Annotated in this window: 17 protein-coding genes and 1 pseudogene; 11 read left to right on the top strand and 7 right to left on the bottom strand. The window is 64.0% G+C overall.

What is annotated here, in order from left to right:
- Positions 1-73 precede the first annotated feature (73 nt).
- Both ACVJGD_RS07450 and ACVJGD_RS07445 read right to left on the bottom strand, forming a co-directional pair.
- A complete protein-coding gene (locus tag ACVJGD_RS07450) occupies positions 74-2,752 on the bottom strand; it encodes a glycosyltransferase (protein ID WP_456633742.1) in 2,679 nt (892 codons plus the stop codon).
- A gap of 189 nt (positions 2,753-2,941) precedes the next feature.
- Positions 2,942-3,523: a beta-1-3, beta-1-6-glucan biosynthesis protein gene (locus ACVJGD_RS07445; protein ID WP_456640204.1), complete on the bottom strand. Its 582-nt coding sequence runs from the start codon at positions 3,521-3,523 to the stop codon at positions 2,942-2,944.
- 245 nt (positions 3,524-3,768) lie between these two features.
- Between ACVJGD_RS07445 and ACVJGD_RS07440 the strand changes: the two genes are divergently transcribed.
- Positions 3,769-5,394 carry a glycoside hydrolase family 17 protein gene (locus ACVJGD_RS07440; RefSeq protein ID WP_456633741.1) on the top strand — a complete coding sequence of 542 codons (1,626 nt, stop codon included), beginning with the start codon at positions 3,769-3,771 and terminating at the stop codon, positions 5,392-5,394.
- On the opposite strand, the gene ACVJGD_RS07435 is transcribed toward ACVJGD_RS07440, so the two are convergent.
- Together ACVJGD_RS07435 and ACVJGD_RS07430 are read right to left on the bottom strand one after the other, a co-directional pair.
- On the bottom strand, positions 5,354-5,734 hold the full coding sequence (locus tag ACVJGD_RS07435) for a hypothetical protein (protein ID WP_456633740.1): 381 nt from the start codon (positions 5,732-5,734) through the stop codon (positions 5,354-5,356). The two genes, ACVJGD_RS07440 and ACVJGD_RS07435, sit on opposite strands and share 41 nt — an antisense overlap.
- Before the next feature lie 96 nt (positions 5,735-5,830).
- The gene (locus tag ACVJGD_RS07430) at positions 5,831-7,153 is read right to left on the bottom strand and encodes a hypothetical protein (RefSeq protein WP_456633739.1); all 1,323 of its coding nucleotides are present in this window, start codon (positions 7,151-7,153) and stop codon (positions 5,831-5,833) included.
- A 163-nt stretch (positions 7,154-7,316) separates the two neighbouring features.
- Between ACVJGD_RS07430 and glmU the strand changes: the two genes are divergently transcribed.
- The 4 genes from glmU (at position 7,317) to ACVJGD_RS07410 (ending at position 12,656) form a co-directional block, all read left to right on the top strand.
- Positions 7,317-8,675, top strand: coding sequence for a bifunctional UDP-N-acetylglucosamine diphosphorylase/glucosamine-1-phosphate N-acetyltransferase GlmU (gene glmU / locus ACVJGD_RS07425; protein ID WP_456633738.1), 1,359 nt, complete (start codon positions 7,317-7,319; stop codon positions 8,673-8,675).
- A 330-nt stretch (positions 8,676-9,005) separates the two neighbouring features.
- Positions 9,006-10,832 carry a glutamine--fructose-6-phosphate transaminase (isomerizing) gene (glmS, locus tag ACVJGD_RS07420; RefSeq protein ID WP_456633737.1) on the top strand — a complete coding sequence of 609 codons (1,827 nt, stop codon included), beginning with the start codon at positions 9,006-9,008 and terminating at the stop codon, positions 10,830-10,832.
- 93 nt (positions 10,833-10,925) lie between these two features.
- On the top strand, positions 10,926-11,708 hold the full coding sequence (locus ACVJGD_RS07415) for a DUF502 domain-containing protein (protein ID WP_456633736.1): 783 nt from the start codon (positions 10,926-10,928) through the stop codon (positions 11,706-11,708).
- Positions 11,709-11,798: 90 nt separating this feature from the next.
- On the top strand, positions 11,799-12,656 hold the full coding sequence (locus ACVJGD_RS07410; RefSeq protein WP_456633735.1) for a DUF1932 domain-containing protein: 858 nt from the start codon (positions 11,799-11,801) through the stop codon (positions 12,654-12,656).
- A 115-nt stretch (positions 12,657-12,771) separates the two neighbouring features.
- Here ACVJGD_RS07410 and ACVJGD_RS07405 read toward each other — a convergent pair.
- Both ACVJGD_RS07405 and recG read right to left on the bottom strand, forming a co-directional pair.
- Positions 12,772-13,059: pseudogene (locus ACVJGD_RS07405) on the bottom strand (GIY-YIG nuclease family protein).
- A gap of 243 nt (positions 13,060-13,302) precedes the next feature.
- The gene (gene recG / locus ACVJGD_RS07400; RefSeq protein ID WP_456633734.1) at positions 13,303-15,411 is read right to left on the bottom strand and encodes an ATP-dependent DNA helicase RecG; all 2,109 of its coding nucleotides are present in this window, start codon (positions 15,409-15,411) and stop codon (positions 13,303-13,305) included.
- 159 nt (positions 15,412-15,570) lie between these two features.
- Here recG and ACVJGD_RS07395 point away from each other — a divergent pair, with 159 nt between their 5' ends.
- The 3 genes from ACVJGD_RS07395 (at position 15,571) to ACVJGD_RS07385 (ending at position 19,996) form a co-directional block, all read left to right on the top strand.
- Complete coding sequence (locus tag ACVJGD_RS07395) at positions 15,571-15,855, top strand: FAD assembly factor SdhE (protein WP_456633733.1); 285 nt, start codon at positions 15,571-15,573, stop codon at positions 15,853-15,855.
- Entirely contained in the window at positions 15,852-19,370 is a 3,519-nt protein-coding gene (gene mfd, locus ACVJGD_RS07390; RefSeq protein ID WP_456633732.1) for a transcription-repair coupling factor, read from the top strand. The genes ACVJGD_RS07395 and mfd overlap by 4 nt, the downstream gene beginning before the upstream one ends.
- A 182-nt stretch (positions 19,371-19,552) precedes the next feature.
- On the top strand, positions 19,553-19,996 hold the full coding sequence (locus ACVJGD_RS07385) for a hypothetical protein (RefSeq protein WP_456633731.1): 444 nt from the start codon (positions 19,553-19,555) through the stop codon (positions 19,994-19,996).
- Positions 19,997-20,070: 74 nt separating this feature from the next.
- On the opposite strand, the gene ACVJGD_RS07380 is transcribed toward ACVJGD_RS07385, so the two are convergent.
- Complete coding sequence (locus ACVJGD_RS07380) at positions 20,071-20,196, bottom strand: hypothetical protein (protein ID WP_456633730.1); 126 nt, start codon at positions 20,194-20,196, stop codon at positions 20,071-20,073.
- A 53-nt stretch (positions 20,197-20,249) separates the two neighbouring features.
- Here ACVJGD_RS07380 and ACVJGD_RS07375 point away from each other — a divergent pair, with 53 nt between their 5' ends.
- The 3 genes from ACVJGD_RS07375 to ACVJGD_RS07365 all read left to right on the top strand — a co-directional run bounded on the left by ACVJGD_RS07375 (position 20,250) and on the right by ACVJGD_RS07365 (position 24,282).
- Positions 20,250-21,644: a mercuric reductase gene (locus ACVJGD_RS07375; RefSeq protein WP_456633729.1), complete on the top strand. Its 1,395-nt coding sequence runs from the start codon at positions 20,250-20,252 to the stop codon at positions 21,642-21,644.
- Between the two features lie 511 nt (positions 21,645-22,155).
- Entirely contained in the window at positions 22,156-22,575 is a 420-nt protein-coding gene (locus ACVJGD_RS07370; RefSeq protein WP_456633728.1) for a hypothetical protein, read from the top strand.
- 564 nt (positions 22,576-23,139) lie between these two features.
- Positions 23,140-24,282, top strand: coding sequence for an OpgC domain-containing protein (locus ACVJGD_RS07365; protein WP_456633727.1), 1,143 nt, complete (start codon positions 23,140-23,142; stop codon positions 24,280-24,282).
- Positions 24,283-24,454: the final 172 nt, after the last annotated feature.

Genomic DNA, 24,454 nt, shown 5'->3' with positions numbered 1-24,454 from the left:
TTCCCTGGATTAGCTGGCGGCTCGCGCCGTTTCTTCAAGCCCGGCCGTGAAACTAGTCCACGGTTTCCGGCGGCTAGTTGGCGTCCCGGCGGATTTCGGAGGCGCCCTGTTGGGAGGGAGCGGCGATCGTGGGCATCGCGACCGGGCGCAGGCCGATCAGTTCCGCGGTGCGGATGGCGCTGTTGCGCCAGAATGAGAACGAGTTGATGCGCGAATTCTCCAGGATCGCGATCGCAACCGCGGCGAGGAACGGCAGGCTCTGCAGCACCAGCACGCCAGCGAAGATGTAGATCTCGTGGACCTGCTTGAACCCGTTCGTGGCGACGAGGACGGCGGCGCCAACCAGCAGGAGGACGCCGATCACCGCTTCCCAGAACGCCTGGAATTCGATCGACATCCGCGACAGGCCACCCTTGGAGGTGCGGGCGAAGGCCAGGTGTTCGGTGATCAATCCCTGCGCCACGGCGCGCGACACCGTCCATTGCACGCTCATCGCCGCGATCATGGCGCCCAGCATCTGGCCGGCCTTCACCTTTACCCGCATCCGGTACAGCGCGACGAAATGCACGAGCGAAACGACGAAGGAGGCGATGATCGGCAGCGTCAGGATCTTGTCGGGGATGGCGATGTCGGCAAAGGCGACGATCGGCACCCAGATCAAATTGAGGATCGCGACCAGCACGCCGAGGCTTTCGGCGCCCAGCCAGTTCAGCCAGCCCAGCGAAAATTCGCGGCGCTGATCCGGCGACAGCCGGCTCGCGCCGGGCAGGAAACGCCGCCAATGCTTTTTTACGATCTGGAAGCCGCCATAGGCCCAGCGGTGCCGCTGCTTCTTGAAGGCTTCATAGGTGTCGGGCAACAGGCCTTCGCCGTAGCGCTGGTTGGTGTAATGCGTCAGCCAGCCGCGCTCGATGATGGCAAGCCCGAGATCGGTATCCTCGCAGATGGTGTCGCTGGACCAGCCGCCGGCCATGTCCATCGCGGCGCGGCGGATCAGGCACATCGTGCCGTGCACGATGATGGCGTTGTGCTCGTTGCGCTGGACCATGCCGATGTCGAAGAAGCCGGCATATTCGCCGTTCATGATGTAGTGCATCAGCGAGCGGTCGCCGTCGCGGTGCTCCTGCGGCGCTTGAACCAGGCCGACGCGCGGGTCGGCGAAGACGGGCACGAGGTCCTTCAGCCAGTCGGGATGCACGACATAGTCGGCATCGATGATGCCGATGATCTCGGCGTCCGCCGCGGTGCGGTCCATGGCGATGCGCAAGGCGCCGGCCTTGAAGCCCTGGACCTTCTCGGCATTGATGAACTTGAAGCGCTCGCCGAGCGCGCGGCAATGATCCTGGATCGGCTGCCAGAACGCCGGATCGGGCGTGTTGTTGATGATGCAGACGCATTCGAAATTGGGATAGTCGAGCCGCGACACGGCATCGAGCGTCTGCTTCAGCATCTCCACCGGCTCGTAATAAGCGGGGATGTGGATCGAAACTTTCGGAAAGGCGACCTGCTCGCCGATGGTGGCGGGCGCAACCGGCGCGCTCTTCCTGATCAGCCGGTGCGGGCCGCGGCCGAAGGCGACATCGGCGATCTCCTCGATCCGCGCCATCGCGATCAGGATCAGCGGAACCAGCAGGATCAGGCCGAGTGTCAGTGCGAACGCCGAGCCGAAGACGAAATAGTGCCCGGCCCAATAGGCGAAGACGGTCGCAACCCAGGCGCCGACGGCATTGGCGGCCGCCGAGAGCATCAAAGCCTGCATCACCGTCGGGCGCCCCAGGCGCAGGATCGGCAGCGACATCAGGATGCCGACGAGGAGGGCGATCACCGCGAGCTTCCAGTAATTCTCGTTCACGATCGGCCCGGTCCAGGCGAATTTCGGCTCGCGGGAGGCATTCAGGATGCCCCAGTATGGGCCGACGCCGCCTTCGAAGAATTTCCAGGGCTGATCGATCGCCTCGACGATGTTGTAGTCCATGCCGATGGCTTCGGCGCGGGTGACGAAATTGCGCAGCACGGAGGCCTGCTCGAACGGACCGGGCTCGGCATTCCGCAGATTGTAGCCCGCGCTCGGCCAGCCGAATTCGGCGATCACGATGCGCTTGCCCGGGAACTGGTCGCGCAGGAGCTGGAACATGGCGACCGCCTGGTCGACCGCCTGCTGGGCGGTGAAGTTTTCCCAGTAGGGCAGGACGTGGGCGGCGATGAAATCCACGGAATTGGCGAGCTGCGGATAGTCGCGCCAGATGTTCCAGATTTCACCTGTGGTGACGGGGACATTGACCGATTTCTTGACGCGCTTGATCAGCTCGATCAGGTCGTCGATCTTCTGCTCGCCGCGGTAGATCACCTCGTTGCCGACGACGACGCCGATCACGTTGCTGTTGCGCCGGGCGAGGTTGATCGCGGCGTCGATCTCGCGCTCGTTGCGCTCTGAATTCTTGTCGATCCAGGCGCCGACCATGACCTTCAAGCCGAATTCGGCGGCGATCGGCGGAACCAGTTCGACGCCGCCTGTCGACGAGTACAGGCGGATCGCGCGCGTCATCGTCGACAGCTTCTTCAGGTCGGCGCGAATCTTCTCGGCCTGCGGAATATTGTCGACGTCGGGATGCGCGGTGCCCTCGAACGGCGCATAGGAGACGCTCGGCAACATGCCGCGGAAGTCAGGCGCCTGCTGTTTCTCCTGGAGAACGCCCCAGAGTGCGGCGTGCACGGCGGTGACGAGCAATAGAACGGCGGCGACAGCGCGCATCGCGGCTAAACCATACGGGGCCTGCTATTGAGGAGAAAGCGAACCCGTCCCCTAGGTTCGACCGACATGGCGGCAAATTCAAAGATAATCCTGCCACGCGATTCCACAACTGATATGACCGCATGGCGTTTTGAGGGCGCCACGCGGCTTAAAGTGCAGGAAGCGCGATCGTTCCAAAGTCGAAGGCCGTTATTTCGCGGCCGGCGCGGGCGAAGCCGACGGCGATGGAGAAGGTGAGGCGGCAGGCTGCGGCGCGGCGTTGCCGGCCGTGGCTGGCGATGCTTGCGGGTTGGGCGCTGCCGCCGCGGCTGCGGCCGCCGGCGGCTGGGCGCCGGGGTTGATCCAGCAGGCGTGGATGCGGCCATCGAGGCTGCGCGGCACCTTGTCGTCGATGGTGGCGCCGAACCGGGTCAGGCAGCGGAAGGTCGCCTGCACGTGACCGCCGGGGCAGCCGAAGCGGTCGTAAAGGTCAAGGTGGCGGAAGGCGGTGTCGAGGTCGTCAAGCCACATCAGCCGCACCACGCGCCGGCCGAGCCAGACGCATTCCGGGTTTCCGGCGGGGCCGTTTATCGCCTGCGTGGCCTCGACGAATTCGTCGGTCTTGCGCTGATTGTCCTTGGCGGCGTCGGCGCTTCCCTGTTTCTGCTGATCCTGTGGATTCGGGTTGCCGCTTTGGGAAAAAGCGGCACCGGTACCGATCAGAAGCGCGAGGCCGGCAGTGGCGAACTGGCGCAAGACCGCGATTTTGAACTGAAGCACCCGTCGACCCATACCTTCCCCGATCGATTTCCCGCCCAACAAATCATCCCAAACGGCCATGGCGTAATGCCGTCCAAATAGGTCTCCAGTGCGGCGGAGACGCTGGCGGAATCCCATGACTGGTATTTCGGATTTTGTCCAGCAAAGTCACAACTTTATCGCAAGAGCGCAAAACTGTCGCAGGACAACCTTGGTATTGCCCGACTCGTGGTCTTGGCAGACGGTGCGTGACCGGCTAATCGACGGTCCCCCGGAGGATGGAACTGATTTCTCTTCGTACGCCACTGGCGCTTCTCCTGATATCGCTGGGTGTGATTGCGGCGGTGTGGTGGTGGCTCGCCACGCCGATCACGCTGTCGCGCGCGCCGATCGACCCCAATGCAAAGCTGCAATGCGTCTCCTATGCGCCGTTCCGCGACACGCAGACGCCGCTGATCCGCACCACGCACATTCCGGCCGAGCAGATTGAGCAGGATCTGACTGATCTCGCCAAGGTCACCGAATGCGTGCGCACATATTCGATCGAGAACGGGCTCGACCAGGTGCCGGGCATCGCGGCGAAGGTCGGGCTGAAGGTCATCCAGGGCATCTGGCTCGGCAGCGACCGGCTGAAGAACCAGACGCAGATCGCGGTCGTGGTCGGGCTCGCCAAGCAATATCCTGATGTGATCACGGCGCTGGTCGTCGGTAACGAAGTGCTGCTGCGCGGGGAGATGACGACCGCGGATCTCGCCGCCTATGTCCGCGCGGTGAAGGCGCAGGTCCAGGTGCCCGTGACCTATGCCGATGTCTGGGAATTCTGGCTGCGCAACCGCGAGGTCTATGACGCCGTCGATTTCGTCACCATTCACATCCTGCCTTATTGGGAAGACATGCCGGTGCGGGCGAAATTCGCCGCCGCCCATGTCGATGCCATCCGAAAGCGGATGGCGGTGGCCTTCCCGGGCAAGGAGATCCTGATCGGCGAGACCGGCTGGCCGAGCATGGGCAGGATGCGCGAGGGCGCGCTGCCGTCGCGCACCAACCAGGCGCGGATCGTCTCGGAAATCCTCGATCTCGCCAAGCGCGAGGGTTTCCGCGTCAACCTGATCGAGGCCTATGACCAGCCTTGGAAGCGCCAGCTCGAGGGCACCGTCGGCGGCTATTGGGGCCTGTTCGATTCCGTCCACCGGGTGGTGAAGTACCCGCCCGGCATCGCCATCAGCAATTATCCGCTGTGGAAATGGTACATGGGCGCCGGCCTCGGGCTGGGCTTCATCACCTTCCTGGTGGCCTGGCTGACGGTCCGGCGGCGGCCATGGGCGCCGCGGATCATGTCCTGGATCGCGGTCGGCATCTCCGCAACCAGTGCCGGGATCCTGCTTGGGGTGTCCATCGACAAGATGATCTACGAGAGCTACGGCATCGGCGGCTGGCTGCAATGGGGGGCGCTGCTTGCGGCTGCCACTCTCGCGCCGATCCTGTCGGCTCATGCGCTGATGGCGGGCAAGTCGCTGCCGACCTTCCTCGAACTTCTCGGGCCGCGCCAATATCGGCATGGCACCTTGCTCACCGCGCTGCTCGGCCTTTCGCTTGTTGTGACGACCGTGATCGGGGCGGAAACCGCGCTCGGCTTCACCTTCGACCCGCGCTACAAGGACTTTCCGTTCGCCTCGCTCACCATGGCCGTGGTGCCGTTTGCGCTGCTGATGCTGCTCAACCGGCCGCAGGAGGGGGTAAGGCCGATCGCCGAGGCGGTGTTCGCTGGCCTTCTGGTGGTCGGAGCCGGCTACGCCTTCCTCAACGAGGGCACCGACAACTGGCAGTCGGTCTGGACCTGCGCGATGTATGTGCTGCTGGCGCTTACGCTGTGGCGGGCGCGGGTCGCGCAAAGCCCAAAATAAGCAGGCCGATCGCGATCCCCGACAGCGCGACATTGTAGAGCACGATCCCGAGCCCCGCCGCGATCAGCCCGCCGGTCATCAGGACGATCGACGGCCGCATCACGTGCAGCGTTGCGATAACGAGTGCGACGATGCCGAACACCGAGTTCTTGAACAGGGACGTCGCCAGCACCCGCATCTTGCAGTTCATGGTCTGCAGGCCCGCATCGCAGGCGAGTGCGACGGTCGAGAACTCGATCACGAGATAGCGCAGGTAAAGCGCGTAACCGACGGTGAGGAAACCGACGATCAGCAGGAACTGCACCTGATAGGGCGTGAGGCGAAACGGGGTCTTTGTCATTGCGCGAATATGGTCGGGAACGGGGAGGAGGACAAGCTGCTTCAGGCGGCGTGAAAGCGGGTGAAAATGTGGCCGCAATGTCCTGCGGTCACGCCATTATTGCTCCTTCCGGCCGAACAGCGAGGTGATCGCCGACACTGCGGAAGGTGGCGGCTCCGGCTTCTTCGGCGGCTCTTCGACCACGACTGGCGCTGCCGCCCGTTTCGGCGCCGCGTGCCGGCGTGGTGCGGGCTTGTTGGGTGCTGTGGCGGTCGGCGGTGGCTCGTCCTTGAGCGTCAGGCGCTGGCCATCGAAAACCGCGGTTTCGCAGGCGCGGCCGTTCTCGGCGAGCACCGCGCAGATCTTCGCCGCGGCGCCGGCGTCGCGCAGCGGCCCGGCGACCAGGCGAAGCTGCATGCCGAGCCCGTTGGTGCCTTCCTTGATGACGATGATCGGGCGCAGGTTGAACAGCGGCGCATTCGAGCGCGATTTCAACAGGCCCCGCCACAGCGCGCGCAACCCCGGCACCGAATTGGCGGTGCCGAGATCGACGCCGAATTCGGTGCGCTGCACCTCGGCTTTCGGCACGCTGGCGTCTTCTTTCGCCTTCTCCCCGTCGGTGGTGACAGGTGCGGCGGCGACGACCTCCGGCATGGGGCTGGCGGTGACGGCGGCTGCTGGCTTGGCCGCCTCGACCGGCTTGCTCGCGGCCGGATCGGGCGGCCCGATCATCGACTTCGCGGCGACGAGCGGCATCGCGGGCAGTGCCGCTACTGCGGCGTTGGCGAGGTCCGCACTGCCTGCTGGGGCGGCGGCCGGCGCCGTGTCGGCAGCAGCGACCGGCGGTTTCTCCGCGGGCGGCTTCTCGCTTGCCGCGACTGGTGGTTTGTCCGACGCCGTCACCGGGGGCTTTTCAGCGGCGGGTTTCTCAGACGCAGTTGGAGCGGGGGCCGTTGCCGCGACTGGGGCCACAACCGGGGCAGGCTGCGCCGCCGGCTCTTGCACCGGCGCCGGAGATGGCAAGGGAGCGGGCTGCGGCGTGGTCGCCGTGCTTTGCTTCGCGATCGCGCCGGTAACGGAATCCAGTCCTTGCTCCAGCACGGTGACCCGGGCGTAGAGCCGGTCGCGGTCGGAGTTGAGCGTCTCGATCGCGGACGCAAGCCGCCGCGCTTCGTTCTGGCTCTCCTTCGTGAGCATCTGGATCTGCTGCGCCTGCCGCGCCACCTCCGCGGCGGCAACCTGGTCACGCCGCCACCCGAGCGAGGACTGGCTGGCGAGGACCGCCAGCGTGACGGCGCCGACCGCGGCAAAACCCCAGGAGCCGAGGCGCCACAGCGTACGGCGGTCGAATTCGTCTTCCTCGGCAAGGAGACCTGTGAACAAACCGCCGGTGCTTTCCGCGCCGAGATCGCCAGCCAGATTGTCAGGATCTTTGGCCAAAACCCCTTTGGCCCTCCTCAAGGCCCGCCGAATCACGCCGTAAAGATTAACAGGAAATGCGGGTGGAACCTGTACCGTCACAGGAGGCGAGTAGGTTTCTTCTCCCTGGGAAACCAATTAAGACGGCTTGGCGCGACCGGCGCACGATGTTTGAGGACTCTTGATGATTGCTCGATCCAGCCTGACGGTGGTGCTCGCGGCCGGCGAGGGCACGCGCATGCGATCCTCGCTGCCGAAGGTCCTGCACCCCGTCGCCGGCCAGTCGCTGCTGTCGCACGTGCTCTATGCCGCGACCGCCGGCACAGGCTCGTTCCTCTCGGTCGTAGTGGGACCGGACCACCAGGCGGTTATGGATGAGGCACGGCGCGTACGTCCCGATGCCAAAATTTTTGTGCAGCGCGAGCGGCTCGGCACCGCGCACGCGGTACTGGCGGCGCGCGAGGCGGTCGCCGATGGCGCCGACGATCTCCTGATCGCGTTCGGCGACACGCCGCTGATCTCGGCGGAAACCTTCAAGCGCCTGCGGGAGCCGCTGAAGAACGGCGCGACGCTCGCCGTCCTCGGCTTCCGCGCCGCCGATCCCACCGGCTACGGCCGGCTGGTGGTCGAGAACGGCAAGCTTGTTGCGATCCGCGAGCAGGCCGATGCCAGCGCGGAGGAGCGCAAGATCACGCTGTGCAATGCCGGCGTGATGGCGTTCGACGGGCGTAAGGCGCTCGGCATCCTCGATGCGATCGGCAATGCCAACGCCAAGGGCGAATACTACCTGACCGATGCTGTCGCCATCGTGCGCGAAAAAGGATTGGAGGCCGTCGTGATCGAGACCAGCGAAGACGAAGTGCGCGGCATCAACACCAAGGCGCAGCTTGCGGAAGCCGAAGCGGTGCTGCAGGCGCGGTTGCGCAAGGCTGCGATGGAGGCGGGCGTGACGCTGATCGCGCCGGAGACCGTCTATCTCGCCGCCGACACCAAATTCGGCCGCGACGTCACCATCGAGCCTTTCGTGGTGATCGGCTCCGGCGTGAGCATCGGCGATGGCGCGGTGATCCACTCCTTCTCGCATATCGTCGAGGCCACGATCGGCAAGAAGGTCTCGATCGGTCCCTATGCGCGGCTGCGGCCCGGCACCTCGCTCGGTGACGGCTCGCGGATCGGCAATTTCGTGGAGACCAAGGCCGCGATCCTGGAGGAGGGCGTCAAGGTCAACCATCTCTCTTACGTCGGCGACGCCCATGTCGGCGCCAACTCCAATCTCGGGGCCGGCACCATCACCTGCAATTATGACGGCTTCCTCAAGCACAAGACCCTGATCGGCAAGGGCGCCTTCATCGGCACCAATTCCTCGCTGGTCGCGCCCGTGAAGATCGGCGCCGGCGCCTATATCGGCTCAGGCTCCGTCATCACCAAGGACGTGCCCGACGATGCGATGGCCGTCGAGCGCAGCCCGCAGAGCGTCCGCGAAGGCGGTGCTGCGCGCTATCGCGAGATGAAGATGAAAGCGAAGGCCGCGAAGGGAAGCTGACGTCGTTGTCAAACAGCTCTCTACTGTCATCGTCCAGCACACCCGCCGTCATTCCGGGGCGCGCGTAGCGCGAGCCCGGAATCCATTGTGCCGCAAGTACAGGTGGAGAAATGGATTCCGGGCTCGATGCTATCGCATCGCCCCGGAATGACACGATGGTTTATGGCGAGAACGGAAGAAGGGTGTTAGGTTCTTGCGCCCCCGTTAATCTCCTCTTTAACACTGTCTCAATCCGCAATAATTATTGAGTTTGTTGCTGCCCGCGTTTCCCGTTAAGGGAGCGTGTCGTCGGTTTGGCAAATTTTCGGCGATTTGGGGATTTTCATCCGCATGTGCGGCATTATCGGAATTCTCGGACAGGCACCGGTCGCAGAGCTGCTGGTGGACTCGCTCAAGCGGCTCGAATATCGCGGCTACGACTCCGCGGGCGTCGCCACGCTGGAGGGCGACCATCTGGTGCGGCGGCGTGCGGAAGGAAAGCTGAAGAACCTGGAAGCGCGGTTGCGCGCCGAGCCGCTCGATGGCCACACCGGCATCGGCCATACGCGCTGGGCGACGCATGGCCGGCCAACCGAGGGCAATGCGCATCCGCATGCGACGGAGAATGTCGCTGTCGTCCACAACGGCATCATCGAGAATTTTCGTGAGCTGCGCCTGGAGCTCGAGAGGCAGGGCGCGAAATTCTCCAGCGAAACCGACACCGAGGTCGTCGCCCATCTCGTCAATTCCTACCTCCTGAAGGGCCATTCGCCGCAGGAAGCCGTGAAGGCGTCGTTGCCGCAACTCCGCGGCGCGTTCGCGCTCGCGTTCCTGTTCAAGGGCCACAATGATCTCCTGATCGGCGCCCGCAAGGGCTCGCCGCTCGCTGTCGGGCATGGCGATGGCGAGATGTATCTGGGATCGGATGCGATCGCGCTGGCGCCGTTCACGGATACGATCAGCTATCTCGAGGATGGCGACTGGGTGGTGCTGTCGCGCGAGGTCGGCGTGATCTACGACGAGCATGGCGCGGTCGCCAATCGCGACGTGCTGAAATCCGGCGCATCGGCATTCCTGGTCGACAAGGCGAACTACCGGCACTTCATGGCCAAGGAGATCCACGAGCAGCCGGAAGTGGTCGGCCACACGCTCGCCCGCTATGTCGACATGGCGACCGAGCGGGTCATATTGCCGGTCAAGCTGCCGTTCGATTTCAACGATATTCAGCGCGTCTCGATCACCGCCTGCGGCACCGCGAACTATGCGGGCTATGTCGGGAAATACTGGCTGGAGCGGTTCTCGCGCCTGCCGGTCGAGATCGATATCGCATCCGAATTCCGCTACCGCGAAGCGCCCTTGCGCAAGGGGGACCTTGCGATCTTCATCTCGCAATCCGGCGAGACCGCCGACACGCTGGCTGCATTGCGTTACGCGAAAGAGCAGGGCGCGCATACGGTTTCGGTGGTGAACGTGCCGACCTCGACGATCGCGCGCGAGAGCGAGACCGTGCTGCAGACGCTGGCGGGCCCCGAGATCGGCGTCGCCTCGACCAAGGCCTTCACCTGCCAGCTCATGGTGCTGGCGTCGCTCGCGGTCGCCGCCGGCAAGGCGCGCGGCGAACTGTCCGATGCGGACGAAGCCAGGCTCGTGCATGGCCTCATCGAAATTCCCCGATTGATCGCGGCGGCGCTGACCACGGAGCCGCAGATCGAGAAGCTCGCGCGCGAGATCTCCAAGTCGCGCGATGTGCTCTATCTCGGCCGCGGCACCAGTTATCCGCTCGCGCTCGAGGGCGCGCTCAAGCTGAAGGAAATCTCCTACATCCACGCCGAGGGCTATGCCGCCGGCGAGCTCAAGCACGGCCCGATCGCGCTGATCGACGAGAACGTGCCGGTCGTGGTGATCGCGCCGTTCGACAAGGTGTTCGAGAAGACCGTCTCCAACATGCAGGAAGTGGCGGCTCGCGGTGGCAGCATCATCCTGATGACCGACGCCAAGGGGGCAGCGGAGGCGACCGTCGATTCCCTGGTCACGATCGTGCTACCGGACATGGCGGCGGCCTTTACGCCGATAGTCTATGCCATTCCGGTGCAACTCCTCGCCTATCATACCGCCGTGGTCATGGGCACCGACGTCGACCAGCCGCGCAACCTCGCCAAGTCAGTTACGGTCGAATAGCCGCAACCGCCGGGATTACGTTGGCCCTTCAAAAACCTGCTAGGATGGCTTAGCTGGCAGATTCTGGCTGCGCCTTTGCGACCTGGAACCGCGATGAAACCCGACAAACCGTCTCCGATCCCGCCCCCGGACGAACACTCGCCAGACGGCCCGCGCGGCCTGATGGCCCGCTTCCGAAACTATTTCTTGACCGGGCTGATCGTCACGGGGCCGGTGGCGATCACGCTCTATCTGACCTGGTGGTTCGTGACCTGGGTCGACGGCCTGGTGCGGCCGTTCGTGCCTTCGGCCTATCGCCCCGAAACCTACCTGCCGTTCGGCGTGCCCGGTTCCGGGCTGGTGGTCGCGGTGATCGCGCTGACGCTGCTCGGCTTCCTCACTGCCAACCTGATCGGGCGGACGCTGGTCGATCTCGGCGAGCGGCTGCTTGGGCGGATTCCGGCCGTGCGCGCGATCTATCGCGGGCTGAAGCAGGTGTTCGAGACGCTGTTCTCGGGCAATGGATCGAGCTTCCGCCGCGTCGGCCTGGTCGAATTTCCCTCGCCGGGCATGTGGTCGATCGTCCTGATCTCGCAATCCCCGAGCGCGAACATCGCGGCGAGCCTCCCCGGGCAGGAGGAGCACATCTCGGTGTTCCTGCCATGCTCGCCGAACCCGACCACCGGATTCTTCTTCTACGTGCCGAAGAGCAAGATCATCGAGGTCGAACTGAGCGCCGAGGACGCCGCGACATTGATCATGTCCGCAGGCGTCGTGCAGCCGGGCAACGGCGATGCAAAGCGCATGGCCGCGCTTGCCGGGGTGGCGAATGCGGCCCGCATCGCCAATTCCGCTTCCTCGCTGCAGCCCAAGCCCACGCCTGCGAAAGTGGAATAGGGGCTCTCCCGATTTTGAAGGTGAGGCGAACTCGTGTTCGCTTCCGGATCGTTCTACAAGTGCGGTCTCGCAAAACCTTCAGGATCCATCATGTCCAATACGATCGCGATCCTCGCGCCGGGCGCCATGGGCAGCGCGGTGGCGCAACGTCTCGCCGAGCATGGGGCGCGCGTCCTCACCTCGCTCCGTGGCCGGAGCGAAGCGAGCGCGAAACGGGCGGCTGCCGCCGGTATGGTGGCGGCCGACGATGCCGATATCGCCAGCGCCGACATTATTCTTTCGATCGTGCCTCCCGGAGAGGCAATCGCGCTGGCCGAGCAGCTCGCCGCCAATATCGTGAAATTCCGGACGATGCCCGTAGTCGTCGATTGCAACGCCGTCAATGTCGAGACGGTGCAGAAAGTCGGCGAAATCATCGCTGCTTCCGGCGCGCGCTTCGTCGATGGCGCCATCATCGGCCTGCCGCCGAAACCAGGCTCGGCCGGGCCGGCGTTCTATGTCTCGGGCGAGCATGCGCAGGACCTCGCCATTCTCAAGCAGCTCGGCCTCGACTTGCGCATCATCGAAGGGCCGGTCGGTGCGGCTTCGGCGCTGAAGATGTCGTATGCCGGCATCAACAAGGGGCTGACGGCCGTTGGCGCCGCGATGGTGCTGGCGGCCACGCGCGCGGGTGCCGCGGGCGCGTTGCGCGACGAACTGGCACTGAGCCAGCCGCATGTGCTGGCGCGGCTTGGGGTCGCGCTACCGGACATGGTGCCGAAGGCGTATCGCTGGGTCGCCGAGATGCGCGAGATCGCGGCCTTCCTCGGTCGTGACCATCCCGCCAGTCTCGCCTATGAGGGATTCGCCAGGCTGTTCGAGCATATCGCCGCTGACGCCAACGGCGCGGGGACGGATGTTGCGAAGCTGAAAGCGTTTGCCGAGAGCTGCAAGGAGCAGAAGGCGTAAGATCTACCGCCGTCATTGCGAGGAGCGACAGCGACGAAGCAATCCATGTTTTCCGCGGGTCGAGAGATGGATTGCTTCGCTGCGCTCGCAATGACCGAGCGGAAGCCGAGTCAATTCAGATTAACGTGTTGTACAAGTCCTTCCAGTCCGGATTCAGGGCTTCGATCAGGGCGATTTTCTTCGCACGGCTGCCGGCCTTGATCTGCTTTTCGCGGGCGATGGCGTCGAGCATGGTATCGTGGGGCTCGTACCAGACCAGCACCTTGCAGCCGTATTTCGCCGTGAAGCCCTTTACGAGCCCTTCGCGATGTTCGAAGGCTCTCCTAGGTAGATAAGATGTTACGCCTGTGTAAAGCGTTCAGTGACGCTTGCTTGCGACAATGTACACGCACGGTTGTTTCATCGGTCCGGCCCCCCACAACGCAACCTTACACCGTCATTGCGAGCCGCGATAGCGGCGAAGCGATCCATTTGCTTTCGTGAGCGTGGAGGCATGGATTGCTTCGCGTTGCTCGCAATGACGGCGATTGGGGGATACGCGATCCCGCTGCCATCAACACCGTCATTGCGAGCGAAAGCGAAGCAATCCATAGCCCTCCGCACGTGCGGTGACGATGGATTGCTTCGCTGCGCTCGCAATGACGACTTACCCCGCGCCGATCAGCGGAATCGCTTCGTCGCGTTCGAACAGATAGAGCAGGCAGCGCAAGGCTTCGCCGCGTTCGCCTTTCAGTTTCGGATTGTCCTTCATGATGCGCAGCGCTTCCTCGCGGGCCTGGGCGATGAGCTGGCCGTGCACCTCGGGCCGCGCGATGCGGTAGCCGGGGAGGCCGCTCTGGCGGATGCCGAGCACGTCGCCTTCGCCGCGCAGCTTCAGGTCTTCCTCGGCGATGCGGAATCCGTCGGTGGTTTCGCGGATCACTTTCAGCCGCGCCTTTGCGATCTCGCCGAGCGGCTCTTGATAGAGCAGCAGGCAGGTGGACGCTTCCGAGCCGCGCCCGATCCGGCCGCGAAGCTGATGCAATTGCGCAAGTCCAAAGCGCTCGGCGTTCTCGATCACCATGATGGTCGCGGCCGGCACGTCGACGCCGACTTCGACCACCGTGGTGGCGACCAGGAGCGTGATCTCATGCGCGGCGAACTGCGCCATCACCGCGTCCTTCTCCGCACCCTTCATCTGGCCATGGACGAGGCCGACGCGGTCCCCGAAACGCTTCTGCAGCCTCTCGAACCGCTTGGTCGCGTTGGTGAGGTGTTCGGTGCCTTCGGCTTCGGATTCCTCCACCAGCGGACAGATCCAGTAGACCAGCTTGCCCGCCTTCAGCGCGCGGCCGACGGCGTCGACCACATCGCTGATGCGGCTTGCGGGTACCGCACGGGTATCGATCGGCTGGCGGCCGGCCGGTTTCTCGCGCAATTCGGAGATGTCCATGTCGCCGAAATAAGTGAGCACCAGCGTGCGCGGGATCGGCGTGGCGCTGAGCACCAGCACATCGACGGCTTCACCTTTCGATGTCAGCGCCAGCCGCTCGCGCACGCCGAAGCGATGCTGCTCATCGACGATCGCAAGCGCCAGCGACTTGAAGATCACGTCGTCCTGGATCAGCGCATGGGTGCCGACCAACAGGTCGATCTCGCCGGCCGCGAGCCGGGCGAGCAGTTCGCGCCGCTCCTTGCCCTTTTCGCGGCCGGTGAGAATGGCGACACGAAGACCTGAGCGCTCGGCGAGCGGGGCGATGGTCTTGATGTGCTGCCGCGCCAGGATTTCGGTCGGCGCCATCAACGCGGCCTGCTTGCCGACCTCGGCGACGGCTGCGGCCGCGAGCAGCGCCACGACCGTCTTGCCGGACCCGACGTCGCCCTGCAGCAGGCGCAGCATCCGCACGGGCTGGCGCAGATCGTCCGCGATCGCCGCCATCGCGGCGCGCTGCGATGCGGTGAGCGCATAGGGCAGCGCATCGATGATCCTGTTGCGCAGATGGCCGTCGCCGGCATTGCGGTCGCCGGCGGGGCGGCGGAGCTGGGCGCGGATCAGCGCCAGCGCCAATTGGCCGGCGAGCAGCTCGTCGAAGGCAAGGCGGGACCAGAACGGACCGTCAGGCAGGATGTCCGTGAGTTCGACCGGCACATGGACGCGCTGCAGCGCTTGCCCGATCGGCGGAAAGCTGCAGCGGCGCAGCACCTCTGGGCTGATCCACTCCGGCAGTGAGGGGAGTTTCTGCAACGCCTGCGCGATGGCGCGGCGGAGCGAACCGATCGCAAGGCCCTCGGTCAGCGGATAGACCGGATCGATGCCGGAGAGTTTTGCAAAGCCTTCTTCATCGACGACGCGATCGGGATGCACGATCTGGGGGATGCCGTCGTACATCTGCAGGGTGCCGGAGACGTAGCGCTTGGCGCCGACCGGCAGCAGCTTCTCGACATAGTTCGGCTGGGCGCGGAAGAAGGTGAGCACCACATCGCCGGTGTCGTCGCTGGCATAGACGAGATAAGGCGCGCGCGAATTGCGCGGCGGGGGCGGGCGATGGCGGTCGATCGTAACCTCAAGCGTCACCACCGTGCCCGGAACCGCGTCGCGGATCTTCGGCCGCGCGCGGCGGTCGATCACGCTTGCGGGCAGATGCAGCAGGAGATCAACCAGCCGCGGCGTCTCGCTGCGGTCGAGCAGATAGCGGAGCAGCTTGTCCTGCTTCGGCCCGACGCCCGACAGGCTCGTGACCGGCGCAAACAGGGGATTGAGCAGAGCAGGGCGCATGGCAGCATCCGTCATCAGGCAGCCGTGTGCCGTCAAGCCCGGCGATGACGCAACAGTTGATAAATCCGGAACAAGAAGGGCTGACATTGGTCATGTCAGTCGCTATATCACCCCCGCCCGGCACGTCCGGGCTTTTGGCGTTTGGATGGATTTGGCGACATGACGGGAACGACACGGTCGAGCGGCGGGCTCGACGACCGCCGCAAGCGGCTTTTGTTTCGCTGCTGGCATCGTGGCACCCGCGAGATGGATCTCATCCTCGGCCGCTTCGCGGACGCCGAAATCGGCAATCTGTCGGACGCCGAATTGTCCGAACTGGAGCACCTGCTCGAGGTGCCCGATCCCGACCTCTATGCCGCGCTGACCGGCGACAGGCCGCTTGAGGGCGCGGGCACGCTGTTTGCCCGCATGAAGACGTTTCGCGCGGTGGAACACGACGCATGAAGCAGCAAGTCAAATCGCCTGCCGCGTTGCTGGCCCCCGGGCGCGCGGTGACCTTTGCCAATGTCGCCGAGGGTGCCGAGGGGCTGGTTATCGCCGATCTCGCGCGCGCGATCGCGGCGAAGCCGACGCGGCCGGCGGTCAGCCTTGCCGTGGTGTGCCGCGACGGGCCGCGGATGCAGCAGCTCGCCCGCGCGCTGGAATTCTTCGCGCCCGATCTTGCCGTGATGCAGTTCCCGGCATGGGACTGCCAGCCCTATGACCGTGTCTCGCCGCATGGCGGCATCCTGGCGCAACGCCTGACCACACTGGCGCGATTGTCGCGGCTCGCCGGCAGCGACAAGCCGCTGATCGTGCTGACCACCGTGAACGCGATCGTGCAGCGGGTGCCGGCGCGCGAGGTGGTGGCGGCGCAGGCGCTGTCGGTCGCGCCGGGCCACGTCGTGCCGATGGATTCGATCGTCGCCTGGCTCGAGCACAATGGCTACACACGCTCCTCCACCGTGCGCGAGCCCGGCGAATATGCGGTGCGCGGCGGTATCCTCGATTTGTTTCCGGCCGGGCTGGACCAGCCGGTGCGCTTCGATTTCTTCGGCGACTCGCTGGAGTCGATCCGCACCTTCGATGCCGAGACCCAGCGCACGCTCCTGGACATGCGCGGGCTCGATCTCGTTCCGGTCTCGGAATTCCAGCTCACCACGGAAACCATCCGCCGCTTCCGAATGGGCTATGTCGCCGCGTTCGGTGCGCCGGAGCGCGATGACGCGCTCTATGAAGCCGTCACCGAAGGGCGCCGCCATCCCGGCATGGAGCACTGGCTGCCGCTGTTCCAGGAGCGGATGGATACGCTGTTCGACTATCTCGATGACGCACCAATCGCGATCGAGCCGCAGGGCGAGGATGCCGCGCGCGAACGCTTCAAGCAGATCGTCGATTACTACGACGCGCGTCGCGAGGCGATGGAGCATCCCGGTGGCGGCGCGATCTACAAGCCCTTGCCGCCGGACCGGCTGTATCTGACCGACGCGGAATGGACGCAGCGCCTCGCCGATGGCGCGCTGGCGCGGCTGACACCGTTCGCCGTGCCCGAAGGCAGCGCCGAGGTGTTCGACGCCGGCGCGCGGCAGGGCCGCAACTTCGCGCCGGAACGCACCGACACGTCAGTCAACGTGTTCCAGGCCGTCGTCGCCCATGTGCAGGCCCTGCAGGCGCAGCGCAAGAAAGTTGTGATCGCGTTGTGGAGCGAGGGTTCGCGCGACCGCATGGGCTCGATGCTGCAGGACCACAAGCTCCACAATCTCACCAACGTCAACACCTGGCGCATGGTGCAGGCGACGCCGCGCAACGAAGCGATGCTCGCCGTGCTCGGCATGGAAAGCGGCTTCGAGACCGACGACGTCGCCGTCATCAGCGAGCAGGATATCCTGGGCGACCGCCTGGTGCGGCCGCGCAAGGCGCACCGCAAGCTCGACAATTTCATCTCGGAGGCCACGAGCCTGTCGGCCGGCGATCTCGTCGTGCATGTCGAGCACGGCATCGGCCGCTTTATCGGGCTGCAGACGCTGGAAGTCTCCGGCGCGCCGCATGACTGTCTCGAACTGCATTATGCGGCGGAAACAAAACTGTTCCTGCCGGTCGAGAACATCGAGCTGTTGTCGCGCTACGGCTCCGACGGCGCCAATGTCGAACTCGATCGCCTCGGCGGCACCGGCTGGCAGGCGCGCAAGGCGAAACTCAAGAACCGCATCCGCGAGATCGCGGGCGAGCTGATCAAGATCGCGGCCGAGCGGATGCTGCACGAAGCGCCGAAGATGCCGGTGCAGCCGCATGTCTATGACGAGTTCTGCGCGCGCTTCCCCTATGAGGAGACCGAGGACCAGCTTGGCGCGATCACCTCGACGCTGAAGGACCTCGAGAGCGGCCGCCCGATGGACCGGCTGATCTGCGGCGACGTCGGCTTCGGCAAGACGGAAGTGGCGCTGCGCGCGGCGTTTGCCGTCGCGCTCGACGGCAAGCAGGTTGCGGTCGTGGTGCCGACCACGCTGCTGGCGCGCCAGCACAGCAAGACTTTTGCCGAGCGCTTCCGCGGCTTCCCGGTCAATGTCGCGCAGGCCTCGCGGCTGATCCCGGCGAAGGAGCTGACGCAGGTCAAGAAGGGGCTCACCGACGGCAGCGTCGATGTCGTCGTCGGCACGCATGCGCTGCTCGGCAAGTCGATCAAGTTCAAGGATCTCGGCCTTCTCATTGTCGACGAGGAGCAGCATTTCGGCGTCGGCCACAAGGAGCGGCTGAAGCAGCTCCGGGCGCAGGTGCATGTGCTGACGCTCTCCGCGACGCCGATTCCGCGCACGCTGCAACTGGCGTTGACCGGCGTGCGCGAGCTCTCGATCATTGCCTCGCCCCCGGTCGACCGGCTCGCGGTGCGCACCTTCGTCGCGCCGCATGATCCCTTGATGATCCGCGAGGCGCTCTTGCGCGAGCGCTATCGCGGCGGACAGGCGTTTTACGTGGTGCCGCGGATCGAGGATCTCGCCGGCGTCAAGGACTTCCTCGACAAGAACGTGCCGGAGATGAAGGTCGCGGTGGCGCACGGCCAGATGCCGCCGACCGTGATCGAGGACATCATGTCCGCGTTCTACGACGGCAAGTACGATATCCTGCTGTCGACCACGATCGTGGAGTCGGGACTCGATATCCCCAACGCCAACACGCTGATCGTGCACCGCGCCGACATGTTCGGTCTCGCCCAGCTCTATCAGCTCCGCGGCCGGGTCGGGCGCTCGAAGCTGCGTGCGTACGCGCTGTTCACGCTGCCGGCGCAGCAGAAGATCACGCCGCAGGCGGAGCGCCGACTGAAGGTGCTGCAATCGCTGGAAACGCTCGGTGCGGGCTTCCAGCTCGCGTCCCACGACCTCGACATCCGCGGCGCCGGCAATCTTCTGGGCGAGGAGCAATCCGGCCACATCAAGGAAGTCGGCTTCGAGCTCTATCAATCGATGCTGGAGGAGGCGATCGTCAACCTCAAGGCCGGCGTTGCCGAACCCGCCGCCGACCGCTGGTCGCCGCAGATCACGATCGGCATGCCCGTGCTGATTCCGGAGGATTACGTCAACGATCTCGCGGTGCGGCTGTCGCTGTACCGCCGGCTCGCCGACCTCGACACCGAGGAGGAGATCGACAATTTCGCGGCCGAGATGCGCGACCGCTTCGGGGTGCTGCCGGACGAGGTGCGCTACCTCTTCAAGGTCGCCACGATCAAGGCCTATTGCCGCCGCGCCAATGTCGAGAAGGTCGATGCCGGTCCGAAGGGCGCCGTGATCTCGTTCCGGGACAATGCCTTTGCCCAGCCCGACCGCCTGGTCGCCTTCATCCGCCAGCATGGCCAGGCCGCGAAGGTGCGGCCCGACATGAAAGTCGTGTTCTTCCAGGAGTGGAAGACTCCGGAAGAACGGCTTGCAGGGACAACGGAAATCCTGCGGCAACTTGCCAATCTCGCCGAGAACAAGAAGGCGGCGTAAGCTCGCCTTCTTGTTTACGGGATGCCGGTCACACACGAGCCGCCGATCCCGATGTTTTGAGGCAATGGCGCCCTGTTAATCTTACTGCTTAACTACCAGTTAAGTATGCGTTTGCCGGCACGAAAGCGCATGGCCTAGCCTGCGCCGAGTGCGGCTCCGTAACCGGCGAGTTGGTGCGTATCATGAGCTATCGAATCCATGGCGCGTTGATCGCGTCTGTCGGCGCCGCGGCGCTCCTGTTCGCTGCGAACGATGCATCCGCAAGGTCGGGAGGAGCAGCGCGCGCGGGCGTTGCTTCGGCGCCGCCGGTCGCGCGTGGGCACGTCGGCCCCTCGTTCCGGCCCCACCGGAGAGGCTTTGTCGGCGGCTTCTGGCCGGGCACAGTAGGTGACTTCTATGCGCCACCGGCCAGCGAAGCCATCGCCGGCATTCCGCAATCGCAATCGGTCTCGGGCGACTTCCGCAACACCTATACCTATGACGTTCCCTGGGACTGGGCCCATCGATATCCGCCGATGGTCGCACCGTCCGATCGACCCTATGTCTCGAGCTGCCCCTCGGAGAGCGTGACGGTCCCTGGGCGTGGCGGCGGAGAGCAGACCGTCAACATCACGCGGTGCTACTAGAGCGTTTTCGAGCGACTAGAGCTTCGGTTCTGATTCAATCAGAACCGAATGTGCTCTAGCGACGACGACAACGCTCACGGCTGAGCCTGACTGCTGCAGGCGTTGAGACCGAGCTTCCAGAGCGGCGGCAGATCGGCGAACTGCGGCGCGGTGTGCGCGATCACGATCTGCGGCGCGTAGCGGTGGCATCTCTGGCGCAATCCTATGTCCCCGAAAGCAAGGGTCCGTTTCGGAGACAACACGGAGATTGTCCATGTCTCAGGCTGAACAGTTCGACATTGTCATCCTCGGCAGCGGTCAGGGCGGAAAGCAGCTCGCATGGCATCTCGGCCGTTCCGGCAAGAAAGTCGCCGTGGTTGAGCGCCGCTGGGTCGGCGGTTCCTGCCCAGCAGTCGCCTGTCTTCCATCCAAGAACGAGCTCTGGAGCGCGCGGGTCGCCCACATCGTCCGCAACGCTGCGCAGTTCGGGTCACTGACGGATGCCGTCAAGACCGATATGGGCAAGGTACGCGCTCGCAAGCAGGACATGGTCGATCGCGAGATCGCATTGCACCTGAACGCCTACAAGGAGAGCGGCGCAGAACTCATCATGGGCAGCGGCCGCTTCGTGGGTCCAAAGACCCTTCAGGTCGCGTTGAACGACGGGGGCACGCGCTTGCTCGCCGGAAACGAGGTTGTCATTAATGTTGGCACGCACGCAGCCGTTCCAGATATTGCCGGTCTCAAGGCGGCGCATGCGCTCACTCATATCGAAGCGCTCGAGCTCGACCATGTGCCATCGCATTTGATCGTGCTCGGAGGCGGATACGTCGGTGTCGAGATGGCGCAGGGCTTCCGTCGGTTCGGCAGCCGCGTGACGATCGTCGAGCCGGGTCGCCAGCTCATGGGACGGGAAGATGCCGACGCTGCCGAAGAGATTCAGCGCATTCTAAGCGGCGAGGGGATTGATGTATTGCTGGACGCCAAACCTGTCGGTGTCCAGGGTGTTTCCGGCGATGCAGTATCGGTGAGCGTACGTACTGCTGGGGGCGAAGAGAAGATCAAAGGCAGCGACTTGCTCGTGGCGGTTGGCCGGGTCGCCAATACCGCCGGCATCGGGCTCGACGAGGCCGGAATAGAACTCGATGCCCGCGGCTTCGTTCGTGTCAACGAGCGTCTGCAAACGACGGCGCCCGGTGTCTGGGCCATCGGCGAATGCTGCGGCAGCCCCCAGTTCACGCATGTCTCGGTCGATGACTTCAGAATTGTAAGGGACAACATGGCCGGCGGCAGCCGCAGAACCGACGATCGCCTCATTCCCTATGTCGTGTTCACCGATCCGCCGCTCGCCCGTGTCGGCCTCTCCGAGCAAGAGGCCAAGCGGCGAGGCATCCCTGCGCGTGTCGCGAAGCTGCCGATGAGCAATGTCCTGCGCACGGAGGCAACCGACGAGACCGACGGATTCATGAAGGTGGTCGTCAGCGCGAACGACGACCGTATCCTCGGCTTTTCAATGATCGGTTCCGAAGCCGGCGAGGTCATGGCCGTCATCCAGGCTGCAATGCTTGCGGGGTTGCCGTACCCAAGGCTGCGTGATGCCGTCATCGCTCATCTCACCATCGCGGAAGGATTGGGTCCGCTGTTCGCAAACGTGCCGCCGCGGTCCTGATCGGATGCGGAGGGGTGGCTGTGTACAGCTAGACTGGAGGCGCACACGCGAGATCAACGAGAGCGATATCGAAGCCTCCACATTGTGGGGTATCAGCGCTCGCTGCTAAACCTCCGCGGGTTCATAATTCGTGAACTGAACTTTGCCGCTGATCTTATCATTCTTAATTTATCAAGCTGATCACCTGTGGCTGAGTTGGCGTCGGATATTAGAGGCCTGTTCACTTATCGCGGTACGATATATTGGCACCGACGGAGTGACACGCAATATTTGAACCGAGCTGACCCGGTCTCAAGGTTTTAGTCAGCCTCACCTTGACCTTTGCGACACGTCAGTGCGTCTGCCTGAATTCGCCCGTTGTTGCGACCGCCTCGGTGAGGTGCTCATCGAGTTTGCGGGCCCAGCATATAATGGATGCAGCCATTGGCTTCGCGAGGTCGTAGCTGAGATTTTTGCCGCCTCGCGACGCGGCGATGGCTGCCAAATGTCTCGAACCCCGGGAGGGAGAGGCATGTCGAAGAAGCGATTACCTATTCTTTTTATAGTTGCTGCCGCGAGCTTGTGGCTGGTTGGTTGGTTTGCGATGGACGTTGATTTGCATTTGAAGCAGGCGGACGCCACGACATCGACCGCCGTACGATCCCAGATCAGGCCTCCCGTGCATTTCGAAACGGCTCATGCCGCCAACCAGACAACGATGAGGATACTTGCGCTGGATCAGGCAAAGCGTCTCACTTTCTGGACCCTCGTTCTGAAGGGTAAGAAGCAGACTTGCAATCTTGTTGTCCGCGCTTCGTATCAGGGCGGCCTCGAATCAGGGCCCGATTACTGGAGCGTTGGCTGTCAGAACGGCAACGTATATACGATGGCTGTTGACGCGGGTGAGAAGGACTCCGTCTGCACTGGAAACGACTTGGACCCAGGGACTTGAGCAGCACGCATCGTGTGAGAGCATTTCGGCACGCGGCCAAATCGCCGGTACCCACAAGCAAGTGTGTGTTGCGAGCGAGAATGATCGCGATCGCCACGTGAAAAGCCGGCGTTCAAGGATCCGTTCCTGGATGGCTGGGCCCCAGCGCCGTTACGTGCGGCTTGCATGAAGTTCATTGCCAAGACTTATTCCCTCACGATACCAACGATCAGCTTGATTGATCCGTCCGATGCTCAACCGTCAGAGACTGACGGCGGCGAAGGCGTTGTGCAAATCGATTGCTGCCATGCTTGCCGCTTGCGAGACCGCGAAACAACTGGCTGGCGAGCTGTCGTTTCTTTCAGCTTCTGGGAGCAAACCAGCGGACGCAGGGCCGACTTCGTCAACCGCCGACGACGAGCGGTCTTCATCTCTCTCAACTGTACGCGTGCGAAGCTGGTAGAGCTCAACGTTGGCGCGCAGATTGATCACAGGCGACAGCGCAAAATAAGTCTTTTGGAGGTGAACCAGCTCACAGCAGTGACTCCGGCGATAGGTTCATTTTGCTGGCTTGAGGTAAATCAGATGCGCGATCGGCTTCCCACCTCCAAGCCATTGGTCGGCGAGCTGCGTGAGCTGAAAGGGCAGGGCCGCGACCTGCGGATTGATGCCTGTCGAGGCTTCGCACTGTGGTGGATCTTTCTTGACCATGTCCCCGACAACATTGGAAGTTGGCTGACGCTGCGGAACTACGGCTTCAGCGATGCCGCGGAAGTGTTCATGTTCGTCTCGGGCGTAACCTGCGCGCTGGCCTACGGCAAAGCATTGAACTGCGAGGGCTGGACCGGAGCGATCAGCCGGACGCTGCGGCGAAGCTGGGACATTTATGTCGCGTTTCTGCTGCTTACGCTCGCTTGCGCCATCCTGGTTCACCTCGCAGGCGGCGGCCGTCTTGCCGACGACAGCAATACACGCATCTTGTTGGACCATCCGGGCGTCACGCTCGCCCACGCCGCGATCCTGCAATACCGTCCGGTCAATACCGACGTGTTGCCGATCTTCGTGCTGCTTCATCTCTTGTTCGTGCCGTTGCTGTGGCTGCTGCTACGAGTGCCCAACGTGACGCTCGGCGCGTCCCTGGTGCTCTACGTGCTGGTGCATGTCTTCGGCTGGACCGTCCCGGCTTGGCCGAACGGCCATTGGGCCTTCAATCCGCTCGCTTGGCAGTTGCTGGTTGTGCTTGGTGCGTGGTGGATGATCGAAGGCAGGAGAAATCAGACGTGGGTGACGTCACGCACGGCGCTCGTGCTTGCCGCCCTGTATCTGCTCCTCAGCTTAGTCGTCGCCTTGAGCTGGCGCATCAAACCGCTGGAAGCACTGATCCCGCAGGTGCTCGCGCAGCCGCTTTACTCGTTGGACAAATCGAACCTCGATCCATTGCGACTGCTGCATTTCCTGGCCCTGGCGGTCTTGGCGGCGTGGTTCGTGCCTCGCGATTGGCAATGGCTATGCACGCCGGTGATGCGCGGCTCGATCCACTGTGGCCAGAACTCATTGCCGATCTATTGTCTCGGCGTTCTGCTGGCGTTCGCCAGCCACTTGGCGCTGCTCGAGATCTCGGACGGGCTTGCGATGCAGATAGCGCTGAGTCTCGGTGGCATCGTTGCGATGATCGCGATCGCAACGCTGCTGAACTCGATGAGCATCAAACCCAGGCAGCAAAACTAGCGTCTAGATACCTACAGTAGGTGGAGACAGCTATCGCTGCTGAATTCCTGCCTTGATGTTCCCTGGCCGCGGCGGCGCAGTGCCCGGTCCGGGTCCACGAGCCGTAATACTTGTAGCGAGCATTAATCGTACTGAGTCAGACGGTCGCAGTCATTGAGGCTGAGAATCAAGT

Source organism: Bradyrhizobium sp. USDA 10063, from assembly GCF_054063735.1.
Note: the sequence above shows the minus strand (reverse complement) of the source record. Positions and strands in the feature narration are given on the sequence as shown.

Coding starts and splice junctions, on each gene's coding strand:
- ACVJGD_RS07450 (WP_456633742.1), bottom strand. CDS start 2,752: ATGCGCGCTGTCGCCGCCGTTCTATTGCTCGTCACCGCCGTGCACGCC.
- ACVJGD_RS07445 (WP_456640204.1), bottom strand. CDS start 3,523: ATGGGTCGACGGGTGCTTCAGTTCAAAATCGCGGTCTTGCGCCAGTTC.
- ACVJGD_RS07440 (WP_456633741.1), top strand. CDS start 3,769: ATGGAACTGATTTCTCTTCGTACGCCACTGGCGCTTCTCCTGATATCG.
- ACVJGD_RS07435 (WP_456633740.1), bottom strand. CDS start 5,734: ATGACAAAGACCCCGTTTCGCCTCACGCCCTATCAGGTGCAGTTCCTG.
- glmU (WP_456633738.1), top strand. CDS start 7,317: ATGATTGCTCGATCCAGCCTGACGGTGGTGCTCGCGGCCGGCGAGGGC.
- glmS (WP_456633737.1), top strand. CDS start 9,006: ATGTGCGGCATTATCGGAATTCTCGGACAGGCACCGGTCGCAGAGCTG.
- ACVJGD_RS07415 (WP_456633736.1), top strand. CDS start 10,926: ATGAAACCCGACAAACCGTCTCCGATCCCGCCCCCGGACGAACACTCG.
- ACVJGD_RS07410 (WP_456633735.1), top strand. CDS start 11,799: ATGTCCAATACGATCGCGATCCTCGCGCCGGGCGCCATGGGCAGCGCG.
- recG (WP_456633734.1), bottom strand. CDS start 15,411: ATGCGCCCTGCTCTGCTCAATCCCCTGTTTGCGCCGGTCACGAGCCTG.
- ACVJGD_RS07395 (WP_456633733.1), top strand. CDS start 15,571: ATGACGGGAACGACACGGTCGAGCGGCGGGCTCGACGACCGCCGCAAG.
- mfd (WP_456633732.1), top strand. CDS start 15,852: ATGAAGCAGCAAGTCAAATCGCCTGCCGCGTTGCTGGCCCCCGGGCGC.
- ACVJGD_RS07385 (WP_456633731.1), top strand. CDS start 19,553: ATGAGCTATCGAATCCATGGCGCGTTGATCGCGTCTGTCGGCGCCGCG.
- ACVJGD_RS07375 (WP_456633729.1), top strand. CDS start 20,250: ATGTCTCAGGCTGAACAGTTCGACATTGTCATCCTCGGCAGCGGTCAG.
- ACVJGD_RS07370 (WP_456633728.1), top strand. CDS start 22,156: ATGTCGAAGAAGCGATTACCTATTCTTTTTATAGTTGCTGCCGCGAGC.
- ACVJGD_RS07365 (WP_456633727.1), top strand. CDS start 23,140: ATGCGCGATCGGCTTCCCACCTCCAAGCCATTGGTCGGCGAGCTGCGT.